Annotated in this window: 14 protein-coding genes; all 14 read left to right on the top strand. The window is 56.1% G+C overall.

From position 1 onward, the window contains the following. Nucleotides 1-566: 566 nt before the first annotated feature. The 14 genes from rpmH to ACA041_RS31695 all read left to right on the top strand — a co-directional run bounded on the left by rpmH (nucleotide 567) and on the right by ACA041_RS31695 (nucleotide 12,271). Nucleotides 567-701, top strand: coding sequence for a 50S ribosomal protein L34 (gene rpmH, locus ACA041_RS31760; RefSeq protein ID WP_003213577.1), 135 nt, complete (start codon nucleotides 567-569; stop codon nucleotides 699-701). Nucleotides 702-717: 16 nt separating this feature from the next. Next, nucleotides 718-1,119 (top strand): ribonuclease P protein component, encoded by a 402-nt coding sequence (gene rnpA / locus ACA041_RS31755; RefSeq protein WP_497442207.1) that lies wholly within the window; start codon nucleotides 718-720, stop codon nucleotides 1,117-1,119. Further along, nucleotides 1,112-1,357: a membrane protein insertion efficiency factor YidD gene (gene yidD, locus ACA041_RS31750; protein WP_074872215.1), complete on the top strand. Its 246-nt coding sequence runs from the start codon at nucleotides 1,112-1,114 to the stop codon at nucleotides 1,355-1,357. The genes rnpA and yidD overlap by 8 nt, the downstream gene beginning before the upstream one ends. 2 nt (nucleotides 1,358-1,359) lie before the next feature. Continuing rightward, nucleotides 1,360-3,048, top strand: coding sequence for a membrane protein insertase YidC (gene yidC / locus ACA041_RS31745; protein WP_497439329.1), 1,689 nt, complete (start codon nucleotides 1,360-1,362; stop codon nucleotides 3,046-3,048). 79 nt (nucleotides 3,049-3,127) lie between these two features. Beyond that, nucleotides 3,128-4,498 carry a tRNA uridine-5-carboxymethylaminomethyl(34) synthesis GTPase MnmE gene (mnmE, locus tag ACA041_RS31740; RefSeq protein ID WP_497439328.1) on the top strand — a complete coding sequence of 457 codons (1,371 nt, stop codon included), beginning with the start codon at nucleotides 3,128-3,130 and terminating at the stop codon, nucleotides 4,496-4,498. Between the two features lie 628 nt (nucleotides 4,499-5,126). Then, nucleotides 5,127-7,025 carry a tRNA uridine-5-carboxymethylaminomethyl(34) synthesis enzyme MnmG gene (gene mnmG, locus ACA041_RS31735; RefSeq protein ID WP_497439327.1) on the top strand — a complete coding sequence of 633 codons (1,899 nt, stop codon included), beginning with the start codon at nucleotides 5,127-5,129 and terminating at the stop codon, nucleotides 7,023-7,025. Next, the gene (rsmG, locus tag ACA041_RS31730; RefSeq protein WP_497439326.1) at nucleotides 7,022-7,666 is read left to right on the top strand and encodes a 16S rRNA (guanine(527)-N(7))-methyltransferase RsmG; all 645 of its coding nucleotides are present in this window, start codon (nucleotides 7,022-7,024) and stop codon (nucleotides 7,664-7,666) included. Before mnmG ends, rsmG begins: the two co-directional genes overlap by 4 nt. Nucleotides 7,667-7,684: 18 nt before the next feature. Beyond that, on the top strand, nucleotides 7,685-8,482 hold the full coding sequence (locus tag ACA041_RS31725) for a ParA family protein (RefSeq protein WP_128874600.1): 798 nt from the start codon (nucleotides 7,685-7,687) through the stop codon (nucleotides 8,480-8,482). Nucleotides 8,483-8,491: 9 nt separating this feature from the next. Further along, nucleotides 8,492-9,364 (top strand): ParB/RepB/Spo0J family partition protein, encoded by an 873-nt coding sequence (locus ACA041_RS31720; protein ID WP_465807246.1) that lies wholly within the window; start codon nucleotides 8,492-8,494, stop codon nucleotides 9,362-9,364. A 148-nt stretch (nucleotides 9,365-9,512) separates the two neighbouring features. After that, on the top strand, nucleotides 9,513-9,920 hold the full coding sequence (locus ACA041_RS31715; RefSeq protein WP_007948092.1) for a F0F1 ATP synthase subunit I: 408 nt from the start codon (nucleotides 9,513-9,515) through the stop codon (nucleotides 9,918-9,920). A gap of 16 nt (nucleotides 9,921-9,936) precedes the next feature. Beyond that, nucleotides 9,937-10,806 (top strand): F0F1 ATP synthase subunit A, encoded by an 870-nt coding sequence (atpB, locus tag ACA041_RS31710; RefSeq protein ID WP_497439325.1) that lies wholly within the window; start codon nucleotides 9,937-9,939, stop codon nucleotides 10,804-10,806. Between the two features lie 133 nt (nucleotides 10,807-10,939). Beyond that, entirely contained in the window at nucleotides 10,940-11,197 is a 258-nt protein-coding gene (gene atpE / locus ACA041_RS31705) for a F0F1 ATP synthase subunit C (RefSeq protein ID WP_002555987.1), read from the top strand. Nucleotides 11,198-11,251: 54 nt separating this feature from the next. Continuing rightward, nucleotides 11,252-11,722 carry a F0F1 ATP synthase subunit B gene (locus ACA041_RS31700; RefSeq protein ID WP_497439324.1) on the top strand — a complete coding sequence of 157 codons (471 nt, stop codon included), beginning with the start codon at nucleotides 11,252-11,254 and terminating at the stop codon, nucleotides 11,720-11,722. 12 nt (nucleotides 11,723-11,734) lie between these two features. After that, nucleotides 11,735-12,271 (top strand): F0F1 ATP synthase subunit delta, encoded by a 537-nt coding sequence (locus ACA041_RS31695; protein WP_109626976.1) that lies wholly within the window; start codon nucleotides 11,735-11,737, stop codon nucleotides 12,269-12,271. Nucleotide 12,272 lies beyond the last annotated feature (1 nt).

The following is a 12,272-nucleotide window of genomic DNA, read 5'->3' as shown; positions in this document are numbered from 1 at the left end:
GGATATCCCCTAAGTTGAAAGCCGGTGAGGCAAAAACAAGCGGCCATTGTAGCGACCAGACGCCGACTTATCCACATGAAGGTTGTTCACTGCCCAATAAGAATCAAGGTTTTATACGTAAAAAAGACGACCAATGGTCTGTGCATAAGCTCTGTGGATAACCGCCCGTAAGGTCGTTGCACAAGTGGGGGCGAAACTCGGTGGATAACTGGCCTGTGGATAAGTGACGCTTTCACACACAGGTTATCCGACAGCGCAGCACAGGCTGAACACTGTTTTCCACCGTAGTTGTCATTCTCTGTACATCACGTGTTGCAAGGGCTCATGGTAGTTATCCACAGAGGATGGGGTCCCTAGCTTTTATAAGCTTTACAGAAAAGCTTTAAATACTTTCCTTCTTTATTTCTATATTTGGTGGAGCACCGAGGCAGTCAAAACGTCTGGAGATCTATTTATAAGGAAACGCTGGTTGGAAATTGACCTAGAGGCTTGCTTTCTCTAGAATCCCCGGTCTCTTAAAACGGGGGCCATTCCGGCCCGTTGTGGACGAATCAGGTAACACGACAATGAAACGTACTTTCCAACCAAGCACCATCAAACGCGCTCGTACCCACGGTTTCCGTGCTCGCATGGCTACCAAGAACGGTCGTGCCGTCCTGTCGCGTCGTCGCGCCAAAGGTCGTGCGCGTCTGGCAGTTTGATAATCCGGCACTGGAGGTGAGTCAGGACTTCAGTCGGGAAAAGCGTCTGCTTACCCCCCGGCATTTCAAGGCAGTCTTTGACTCCCCTACCGGCAAGGTTCCGGGGAAAAATCTCCTGCTCCTTGCGCGCAACAACGATCTTGATCACCCCCGTCTCGGGCTGGTTATCGGGAAAAAGAGCGTAAAGCTCTCCGTCGAGCGCAATCGCCTCAAACGTCTGATGCGCGAATCGTTCCGTCTGAACCAGGATTCACTGGTCGGCTGGGACATCGTTATCGTCGCGCGCAAAGGTTTGGGTGACGTAGAAAACCCCGAATTGATTCAGCATTTCGGCAAGCTCTGGAAGCGTCTGGCACGCAGCACGCCAGTACCAGCAGCCAAAACCGAAACTGTAGGGGTAGACAGTCCCGATGCGTAAACTGGCACTCGTTCCGATCCAGTTTTATCGCTATGCCATTAGTCCTCTGATGGCCAGTCACTGTCGTTTCTACCCCAGTTGTTCCTGCTACGCGTATGAAGCCATAGAAAATCATGGCCTTCTGCGCGGTGGCTGGCTGGCCTTTCGTCGTTTAGGTCGCTGTCATCCGTGGAATCCCGGTGGTTATGACCCGGTTCCATCTATCCCTACCTCCCGTTCTTCTTCGATGGCCGAGTAATCATGGATATCAAACGCACGATCCTGATCGTCGCCCTGGCAATCGTGTCCTACGTTATGGTTCTTAAATGGAACCAGGACTATGGTCAGGCTGCCCTGCCGACTCAGAATGTTGCTTCCAGTACTACCGCACCGGGCCTACCGGATACGGCGACTGGCAATAATGCTTCTGTCAGTGACGACATTCCCCGCGCCGCAAGCGATACCAGTGCAACTGCACCTGCTGAAACGCCAGTAGCTGCAAGCAAAGACCTCATCCAGATCAAAACGGATGTGCTCGACCTGGCAGTCGATCCACAAGGTGGCGATGTCGCCCAACTGAAATTGCCGTTGTATCCACGTCGCCAGGACCATCCGGAAATTCCGTTCCAGCTGTTCGATAACGGCGGTGAACTGACTTACCTGGCGCAAAGCGGTCTGATCGGTACCAACGGCCCGGATGCAAACCCGGCCGGTCGTCCGGTCTACTCCTCGGAGAAGAAGACTTATCAACTGGCTGACGGCCAGGACCAACTGGTCGTGGACCTGAAGTTCAGCAAGGACGGCGTCAACTACATCAAGCGTTTCACCCTGAAACGTGGCCTGTATGACGTAACCGTTTCCTACCTGATCGACAACCAGAGCGCACAGCCCTGGTCCGGTGCGATGTTCGCGCAACTGAAGCGTGACGCCAGTGGCGATCCTTCCTCAACCACCGCCACCGGTACCGCGACTTACCTGGGCGCTGCCCTGTGGACAAGTAACGAGCCTTACAAGAAAGTGTCCATGAAGGACATGGACAAGGCGCAGTTGAAGGAAACGGTCAGTGGTGGTTGGGTTGCCTGGTTGCAACACTACTTCGTCACCGCCTGGATTCCGGCCAAGGGCGAAAACAACGTCGTCCAGACCCGTAAAGACAGCAAGGGCAACTACATCATCGGTTATACCGGCCCGGCAATGAGCGTCGCGCCAGGGGCCAAAGCCGAAACCAGTGCCGTTCTGTACGCAGGCCCGAAAAGCCAGGCCGTGCTGAAAGAGTTGTCCCCAGGCCTGGAACTGACTGTCGACTACGGCATTCTGTGGTTCATCGCCCAACCCATCTTCTGGTTGCTGGGACACATCCACGCGATCGTCGGTAACTGGGGCTGGTCGATCATCTTCCTGACCATGCTGATCAAGGGGATTTTCTTCCCGCTGTCGGCTGCCAGCTACAAATCCATGGCGCGCATGCGTGCAGTGGCACCGAAACTGGCTGCGCTGAAAGAGCAACACGGCGACGACCGGCAGAAAATGTCGCAAGCCATGATGGAGCTGTACAAGAAGGAGAAGATCAATCCGCTGGGTGGTTGCTTGCCAATCCTCGTGCAGATGCCGGTTTTCCTTTCGCTGTACTGGGTTCTGCTGGAAAGCGTTGAAATGCGCCAGGCGCCGTTCATGCTGTGGATTACGGACTTGTCGATCAAGGATCCGTTCTTCATTCTGCCGATCATCATGGGCGTCACCATGTTCATCCAGCAGCAATTGAACCCGACACCTCCGGATCCGATGCAGGCCAAGGTGATGAAGCTGATGCCAATCATCTTCACGTTCTTCTTCCTGTGGTTCCCGGCTGGTCTGGTTCTGTACTGGGTAGTGAACAACGTGTTGTCGATCGCCCAACAGTGGTACATCACGCGTAAGATCGAAGCGGCTGTGAAAAAAGCCGAGGCGTAACTTACTCTGTGGATAACCACTCAAAACGCCCCCTAGTGGGGCGTTTTGCTATCTGTCACTTTTGTCTGGATACCGGTTTATGAGCGTTCCGCGTGAAACCATCGCTGCCGTTGCCACCGCTCAAGGTCGCGGCGGTGTCGGCATCGTCCGTATTTCCGGGCCGCTGGCGAGTGTCGCGGCCAAGGCCTTCAGCGGTCGTGAGCTCAAGCCGCGATTTGCCCATTACGGCCCCTTCCTCAGTGCAAACGATGAGGTCCTGGACCAGGGCATCGCCCTGTATTTTCCGGGACCGAATTCGTTTACCGGCGAAGATGTGCTAGAACTCCAGGGTCATGGCGGTCCGGTTGTTCTGGATATGCTGCTCAAGCGCTGCCTGGAATTGGGCTGCCGACTGGCCCGCCCCGGTGAATTCAGCGAACGCGCCTTCCTTAACGACAAACTCGACCTGGCCCAGGCCGAGGCCATCGCCGACTTGATCGAGGCGAGTTCGGCCCAGGCGGCACGAAATGCACTGAGATCGTTGCAGGGCGCATTTTCTGAGCGTGTGCATAACCTCACCGAGCAATTGATTGGCCTGCGCATCTACGTCGAAGCGGCCATCGACTTTCCGGAGGAGGAAATCGACTTCCTGGCGGATGGTCACGTACTGGCGATGCTGGACAAAGTGCGCGATGAATTATCCACAGTGCTTCGCGAAGCCGGCCAAGGTGCCTTGCTGCGCGATGGGATGACCGTGGTCATTGCCGGCCGGCCGAATGCAGGCAAGTCCAGCCTGCTGAATGCACTGGCCGGTCGAGAAGCAGCGATCGTTACCGAGATTGCCGGTACCACCCGGGATATTCTTCGCGAGCATATCCACATCGATGGCATGCCGCTGCATGTGGTCGATACCGCAGGTTTGCGCGATACCGATGATCAAGTGGAAAAAATCGGCGTCGAACGGGCGTTGAAAGCCATCGGCGAGGCAGATCGTGTATTGCTGGTGGTCGATGCCACGGCACCCGAGGCACTTGATCCATTCGCGTTGTGGCCGGAATTCCTGGAAACCCGTCCGGACCCGGCGAAAGTCACCTTGATCCGCAACAAAGCGGACCTCACCGGCGAAGCCATTGCCCTGGAAGTCAGCGAGGATGGCCACGTCACCATCAGCCTCAGCGCCAGGTCTGCAGGCGACGGCCTGGAATTGCTGCGCGACCACCTCAAGGCCTGTATGGGCTATGAGCAGACCTCTGAAAGCAGCTTCAGCGCTCGCAGGCGTCACCTTGAGGCGTTGCGTCATGCCAGCGCTTCCCTTGAGCACGGCCGTGCGCAGCTGACGTTAGCGGGTGCCGGTGAACTGCTGGCCGAGGACTTGCGTCAAGCGCAGCACTCTCTGGGTGAAATCACCGGTGCATTCAGCTCCGATGACCTCCTTGGTCGGATCTTTTCCAGCTTCTGTATCGGTAAGTAGGAGCAAGCTTGCTCGAGATGGACGTAAACGGTAACGCGTGTTTGCTGGTTAAACGCGTTGCCCTCAGCTCCATCGCGAGCTTGCTCGCTCCTAAGGGTTAGCTTTCGAGTCGGTCTGTTTCTTCCTTTCTCTTAAATTTTCTTCCAGTGCCGAGCGGATTCTTTCTGCTTGAGCGGATTCTCTGTGCACGAAAATTTGCCCAACCTCACTTTTCCGTGGATTAAGCCCTGTGAATAACTGCCACTAAGGGCAGTTGATAACAGGGCCTGAAAACTGAAGATAACCGCCCCTGTGGATAAGCACCCCTTTCATCCACAGGCTTAAACCGGTTATCCAAGGGCCTCATTGGCACATGATCACAGGGTTTTGATCCTCTGTACATATTGAAAACAAAGGGCTACATGAATCTATCCACAGAAATGTGCCTCAGTAGAAATAAACATAAAAACAAAGATTTAATAAATTTCTTTCTTTTTAATTTCTATTATCCGGACTTTTCCACAGCTGGTTAAATTTTGTGCAAAGGGTTCTTTAGGAAGGGCGAAGTCCCTATACTTGCCGACCAGGTCCAAAAACCTGTGCTCAAACTATTTCTGATTACCTGACTGAAGCAGGCACGAGGTGCGTGGTGGATTTCCCTTCCCGTTTTGAAGTGATCGTCATCGGCGGCGGTCATGCCGGTACCGAGGCAGCACTGGCGTCAGCACGCATGGGGGCAAAAACCCTGTTGTTGACGCATAACGTGGAAACCCTCGGTGCCATGAGCTGCAACCCTGCCATTGGCGGGATTGGCAAAAGCCATCTGGTCAAGGAAATCGATGCCCTGGGCGGCGCGATGGCCATGGCTACCGACAAAGGTGGTATTCAATTTCGCGTATTGAACAGCCGCAAAGGCCCGGCCGTGCGTGCGACTCGCGCTCAAGCCGATCGGGTTCTGTACAAGGCAGCTGTCCGCGAAGCATTGGAAAACCAGCCGAACCTGTGGATATTTCAACAGGCTGCTGACGATCTGATCGTCGAGCAGGAACAAGTACGCGGTGTTGTCACCCAAATGGGCCTGCGTTTCCTCGCGGATTCCGTGGTGTTGACCACGGGTACGTTCCTCGGTGGACTTATCCACATCGGAATGCAGAATTACTCCGGCGGTCGCGCCGGTGATCCGCCATCCATTGCCCTGGCTCACCGTCTGCGTGAATTGCCATTGCGTGTTGGTCGTTTGAAAACCGGTACACCACCACGTATCGACGGTCGTTCTGTGGATTTCTCGGTCATGACCGAGCAAGCAGGCGATACACCGATCCCGGTGATGTCGTTCATGGGTTCCAAAGAGCAACATCCGAAACAGGTGAGCTGCTGGATTACCCACACCAACGCACGTACTCACGAGATCATCGCTGCCAACCTCGACCGTTCGCCGATGTATTCCGATGCAGGGTTGATCGAAGGCATCGGCCCGCGTTACTGCCCGTCGATCGAAGACAAGATCCACCGCTTTGCCGACAAGGAAAGCCATCAGGTCTTCATCGAACCGGAAGGTCTGACCACCCACGAGTTGTACCCGAACGGGATATCCACATCCTTGCCGTTCGACGTGCAATTGCAAATCGTGCAATCGATCCGTGGCATGGAAAACGCTCACATCGTTCGCCCGGGTTATGCCATCGAGTACGACTACTTCGACCCGCGTGACCTGAAATACAACCTGGAAACCAAGGTCATCGCCGGTCTTTTCTTCGCCGGACAAATCAACGGCACCACCGGTTACGAAGAAGCCGGCGCCCAGGGTTTGCTGGCCGGGGCCAACGCCGCACTGCGTGCTCAGGGCAAAGATGCCTGGTGTCCGCGCCGCGACGAGGCGTACATCGGAGTTCTGGTTGACGACCTGATTACCCTGGGTACTCAGGAACCGTATCGGATGTTTACCTCCCGCGCCGAGTACCGACTGATTCTGCGCGAAGACAACGCCGACCTGCGCTTGACCGAAAAAGGTCGCGAACTCGGTCTGGTGGATGACGCGCGCTGGGCGGCGTTCTGCAAGAAACGCGAGAGCATCGATCTGGAAGAGCAGCGCCTGAAAAGTACCTGGGTTCGCCCGGGCACCGAGCAGGGCGATGCGATTTCCGAGAAATTCGGCACGCCGCTGACCCATGAATACAATCTGCTCAACCTGCTGAGCCGTCCGGAAATCGACTACGCTGGTCTGATTGCCGTGACCGGCGGGGGCGCAGAAGATCCACAAGTCGCCGAGCAGGTTGAAATCAAGACCAAATACGCCGGTTACATTGATCGCCAGCAGGATGAAATCGCACGTCTGCGGGCCAGCGAAGACACCAAACTGCCTGTGGATATCGATTACACAAACATTTCCGGTCTCTCCAAAGAGATCCAGAGCAAGCTCGGTGCGACCCGTCCAGAGACTTTGGGCCAGGCGTCACGCATCCCGGGCGTCACGCCGGCTGCGATTTCGCTGTTGATGATTCATTTGAAAAAACGCGGCGCGGGCCGTCAGTTGGAGCAAAGCGCTTGAGTTCGTTGGTCACCTCGCAACACGCAGAAGATTTATCCACAGGTGCTCGCCAGCTCGGGGTCACGCTGACAGAAACCCAGCACGCTCAACTGCTGGGTTACCTCGCCCTGTTGATAAAATGGAACAAGGCTTACAACCTGACTGCTGTACGTGATCCGGATGAAATGGTGTCCCGTCACTTGCTCGACAGTTTGAGCGTGATGTCATTTGTCGAAAACGGTCGCTGGCTTGACGTTGGCAGCGGCGGTGGCATGCCGGGAATTCCGTTGGCCATCCTGTTTCCCGAGTCGCAAGTGACCTGCCTGGACAGCAACGGCAAGAAAACCCGCTTCCTGACCCAGGTCAAACTCGAGCTCAAACTGGATAACTTGCAAGTTATCCACAGTCGCGTCGAATCTTTCCAGCCTGCTCAACCGTTCAACGGAATCATTTCCCGGGCGTTCAGCAGCATGGAGAACTTCAGCAACTGGACTCGCCACCTTGGCGATGCCGATACACGTTGGCTGGCAATGAAGGGCGTTCATCCGGCCGATGAGCTGGTAGCATTGCCGGCAGACTTCCACCTTGATAGCGAACACGCCCTGGCCGTACCTGGTTGCCAAGGCCAACGCCATCTGCTGATACTGCGCCGCACGGCATGATTGGGAACACAAGCAAGAATGGCTAAGGTATTCGCGATAGCGAACCAGAAGGGTGGTGTGGGTAAAACCACCACCTGTATCAACCTCGCAGCTTCCCTGGTCGCTACCAAGCGCCGGGTGCTGTTGATCGATCTCGATCCACAGGGCAACGCCACCATGGGTAGCGGTGTGGATAAACACGGCCTGGAAAACTCGGTCTACGACCTGCTGATCGGCGAATGTGACCTGGCCCAGGCCATGCACTACTCCGAGCACGGTGGTTACCAGCTCTTGCCGGCCAACCGCGACTTGACCGCCGCGGAAGTGGTTCTGCTGGAAATGCAGATGAAGGAGAGTCGCCTGCGCAGTGCGCTGGCGCCGATCCGCGAAAACTACGATTACATTCTGATCGACTGCCCGCCGTCGCTCTCGATGCTCACGCTTAACGCACTGGTTGCTGCCGACGGGGTGATTATCCCCATGCAGTGCGAGTACTTCGCACTCGAAGGCTTGAGCGACCTTGTGGATAACATCAAGCGCATCGCCGAGCTGCTCAACCCGAACCTGAAAGTCGAAGGCCTGTTGCGGACCATGTACGATCCGCGCCTGAGCCTGATGAACGATGTTTCGGCGCAGCTCAAGGAGCACTTTGGCGAGCAGCTCTACGACACGGTGATTCCGCGCAACATCCGCCTGGCCGAAGCGCCTAGTTATGGCATGCCGGCACTGGTGTACGACAAGACTTCGCGAGGCGCGATTGCCTATCTGGCATTGGCCGGCGAGATGGTTCGCCGTCAACGCAAAAACTCACGCACCGCCGCCGCTCAGGCAACTTAAGGAATCCCCATGGCCGTCAAGAAACGAGGTCTCGGACGTGGACTGGATGCACTGCTGAGTGGTCCGACTGTCAGCTCGCTGGAAGAACAGGCGGTGCAGGCGGATCAACGTGAGCTGCAGCACCTGCCCCTGGACCTGATCCAGCGTGGCAAGTACCAGCCACGGCGGGATATGGATCCTCAGGCGCTGGAAGAGCTGGCGCAGTCGATCAAGGCCCAAGGCGTGATGCAGCCGATCGTGGTGCGTCCGATCGGCAGCGGTCGCTTCGAAATCATCGCCGGCGAACGTCGCTGGCGGGCCAGCCAGCAGGCCGGGCAGGAAACGATCCCGGCGATGGTGCGCGATGTGCCGGATGAAACCGCGATCGCCATGGCGCTGATCGAGAACATCCAGCGCGAAGACCTCAATCCGATCGAAGAAGCGGTGGCCTTGCAGCGTTTGCAGCAGGAATTCCAGCTGACGCAGCAACAAGTGGCCGAAGCAGTGGGGAAATCCCGGGTTACCGTGGCTAACCTGCTACGCTTGATCGCATTGCCGGAAGTCATCAAGACCATGCTTTCCCACGGCGACCTGGAAATGGGTCATGCCCGTGCTTTGCTCGGTTTACCGGAAAATCAACAGGTTGAAGGGGCGCGACACGTTGTCGCACGGGGGCTGACGGTTCGCCAGACTGAAGCACTGGTTCGCCAGTGGTTGAGTGGCAAACCGGAGCCGGTGGAACCGGCAAAACAGGACCCTGATATTGCTCGACTCGAACAGCGCCTGGCCGAGCGGCTGGGCTCTGCGGTGCAGATCCGACACGGAAAGAAGGGGAAGGGGCAGTTGGTGATCGGTTACAACTCCCTCGATGAGCTTCAAGGTGTGCTCGCACACATTCGCTGAAACATTTCCTCATGTAGCGTGCAGTCGGAAATCACTACCTGACAGTTGAATAGGGGCAGAACCGCCCCTATACTCTGCGCGCATTTTGTCGGCACAAATTATGCCAATTTATTGAATTCTGGCAGCCGATCATTGGGGAGCAAAAACGATGGAGAGCCGCACGCCAAACCGCTTGCCGTTCCATCGCCTGGCAGTTTTTCCGGTATTACTGGCTCAATTTGTCGTTTTGGTACTGGCCGCTTTGGCGCTTTGGTACTGGCATGGGGTCGTAGCCGGGTACTCGGGACTTTGCGGAGGCCTGATAGCCTTGCTGCCCAATGTTTATTTCGCTCACAGGGCATTTCGGTTTTCCGGCGCCCGAGCAGCTCAAGCCATCGTCCGGTCTTTTTATGCCGGTGAGGCGGGCAAACTGATTTTGACGGCAGTGCTCTTTGCATTGACGTTCGCAGGTGTGAAGCCATTGGCGCCGCTGGCTGTATTCGGCGTCTTCGTGTTGACCCAACTGGTCAGCTGGTTCGCGCCCCTGCTGATGAGAACAAGACTTTCGAGACCTTAGGGCGTTTGAGGCAACCATGGCAGAGACAACCGCTTCGGGCTATATCCAGCACCACTTGCAGAACCTGACCTTCGGGCAGCTACCTAACGGCGGCTGGGGTTTTGCCCACACCGCAGCAGAGGCCAAGGAAATGGGCTTCTGGGCTTTCCACGTCGATACTCTCGGCTGGTCGGTCGCGTTGGGTCTGATTTTCGTTCTTCTTTTCCGCATGGCGGCGAAGAAGGCGACTTCCGGTCAGCCTGGTGCTTTGCAGAACTTCGTTGAAGTATTGGTCGAATTCGTCGATGGCAGCGTGAAAGACAGCTTCCATGGCCGTAGCCCGGTGATTGCACCGCTGGCACTGACCATCTTCGTCTGGGTCTTCCTGATGAACGCCGTCGACCTGATCCCGGTCGACTGGATTCCTCAGCTGGCCATCCTGATCACTGGCGATGCGCACATTCCGTTCCGTGCCGTATCGACCACTGACCCGAACGCTACCCTGGGCATGGCCCTGTCGGTGTTCGCGTTGATCATTTTCTACAGCATCAAGGTCAAGGGCATCGGCGGCTTCGTCGGCGAACTGACCCTGCACCCGTTCGGCAGCAAGAACATTTTCGTTCAGGCCCTGCTGATTCCGGTGAACTTCCTGCTGGAGTTCGTGACGCTGGTCGCCAAGCCAATCTCTCTGGCACTGCGTCTGTTCGGCAACATGTACGCCGGCGAACTGGTCTTCATTCTGATTGCTGTGATGTTCGGCAGCGGTCTGCTCTGGCTTAGCGGCCTGGGCATTGTTCTGCAGTGGGCGTGGGCTGTGTTCCACATCCTGATCATCACCCTGCAGGCGTTTATCTTCATGATGTTGACCATCGTTTACTTGTCGATGGCGCACGAAGAGAACCATTAAGACCAGTCTCGGCTGGTCTGATGTCCCACTCGGTAAAACGGGTGGGGGCCCGAACAGGGCTATGAAACGATTTGTTTTACCGCTTTAAAATCTAAAAAACCTAAACCATACGACGTAAAAGTCGGGAGGAAAGATGGAAACTGTAGTTGGTCTAACCGCTATCGCTGTTGCACTGTTGATCGGCCTGGGCGCACTGGGTACCGCAATTGGTTTCGGCCTGTTGGGTGGCAAGTTCCTGGAAGGCGCAGCGCGTCAGCCAGAGATGGTTCCAATGCTGCAAGTCAAAATGTTCATCGTTGCCGGTCTGCTCGACGCCGTAACCATGATCGGTGTTGGTATCGCTCTGTTCTTCACCTTCGCGAACCCATTCGTTGGTCAACTCGCTGGCTAATTACTCACCTTCGAGTAATTGGTGTGATGTGCAACGAACGAGCGAGGTGTTGGCGTGAACATTAATGCAACCCTGATTGGCCAGTCCGTTGCGTTCTTCATTTTTGTACTGTTTTGCATGAAGTTCGTGTGGCCTCCGGTCATCGCGGCTTTGCACGAACGTCAGAAGAAGATCGCGGATGGACTGGACGCTGCCGCCCGAGCAGCTCGCGACCTGGAGTTGGCCCAAGATAAAGCGGGTCAACAACTGCGCGAAGCTAAAACTCAGGCAGCCGAGATCATTGAGCAAGCCAAGAAACGCGGTAATCAGATCGTCGAAGAGGCTGTTGAAAAAGCCCGTATCGACGCTGAACGCGTGAAGGTTCAGGCTCAGGCCGAGATCGAACAGGAACTGAACAGTGTCAAAGACGCGCTGCGTGCCCAATTGGGTGCTCTGGCCGTTGGCGGCGCCGAGAAGATCCTGGGTGCCACAATCGATCAAAACGCGCACGCGGAGCTGGTAAACAAACTGGCTGCTGAAATTTAAGCGAGGGCGATCATGGCAGAATTGACCACGTTGGCCCGACCTTACGCTAAGGCAGCCTTCGAGCACGCCCAGGCCCACCAGCAACTGGCCTCTTGGTCAGCCATGCTCGGCCTGGCTGCAGCAGTGTCGCAAGACGACACCATGCAGCGCGTGCTCAAGGCCCCGCGACTGACGAGCGCAGACAAGGCCGCCACGTTTATTGACGTGTGCGGCGACAAGTTTGATGCCAAGGCACAGAACTTCATTCACGTCGTTGCCGAAAACGACCGTCTCCCGCTGTTGCCGGAGATAGCCGCTCTGTTTGACCTGTACAAGGCTGAACAAGAGAAGTCGGTAGACGTAGAAGTGACCAGTGCTTTTGCATTGAACCAAGAACAGCAAGACAAACTCGCCAAGGTTCTCAGTGCACGACTCAACCGGGAAGTGCGCCTGCAAGTCGAGGAAGACAAATCCCTTATCGGGGGCATTGTCATCCGCGCCGGCGACCTGGTAATCGATGGCTCGGTTCGCGGCAAACTCGCGAGCCTTGCCGAAGCATTGAAATCTTGAG

This window comes from Pseudomonas sp. LBUM1676, from assembly GCF_059695605.1.
This window is presented reverse-complemented; position numbering and strand designations above follow the sequence as displayed.

What these genes read in the sequence shown, in the direction of transcription:
- rpmH (WP_003213577.1), top strand. Translation starts at nt 567, where the DNA reads ATGAAACGTACTTTCCAACCAAGCACCATCAAACGCGCTCGTACCCAC.
- yidD (WP_074872215.1), top strand. Translation starts at nt 1,112, where the DNA reads ATGCGTAAACTGGCACTCGTTCCGATCCAGTTTTATCGCTATGCCATT.
- yidC (WP_497439329.1), top strand. Translation starts at nt 1,360, where the DNA reads ATGGATATCAAACGCACGATCCTGATCGTCGCCCTGGCAATCGTGTCC.
- mnmE (WP_497439328.1), top strand. Translation starts at nt 3,128, where the DNA reads ATGAGCGTTCCGCGTGAAACCATCGCTGCCGTTGCCACCGCTCAAGGT.
- ACA041_RS31725 (WP_128874600.1), top strand. Translation starts at nt 7,685, where the DNA reads ATGGCTAAGGTATTCGCGATAGCGAACCAGAAGGGTGGTGTGGGTAAA.
- ACA041_RS31720 (WP_465807246.1), top strand. Translation starts at nt 8,492, where the DNA reads ATGGCCGTCAAGAAACGAGGTCTCGGACGTGGACTGGATGCACTGCTG.
- ACA041_RS31715 (WP_007948092.1), top strand. Translation starts at nt 9,513, where the DNA reads ATGGAGAGCCGCACGCCAAACCGCTTGCCGTTCCATCGCCTGGCAGTT.
- atpB (WP_497439325.1), top strand. Translation starts at nt 9,937, where the DNA reads ATGGCAGAGACAACCGCTTCGGGCTATATCCAGCACCACTTGCAGAAC.
- atpE (WP_002555987.1), top strand. Translation starts at nt 10,940, where the DNA reads ATGGAAACTGTAGTTGGTCTAACCGCTATCGCTGTTGCACTGTTGATC.
- ACA041_RS31695 (WP_109626976.1), top strand. Translation starts at nt 11,735, where the DNA reads ATGGCAGAATTGACCACGTTGGCCCGACCTTACGCTAAGGCAGCCTTC.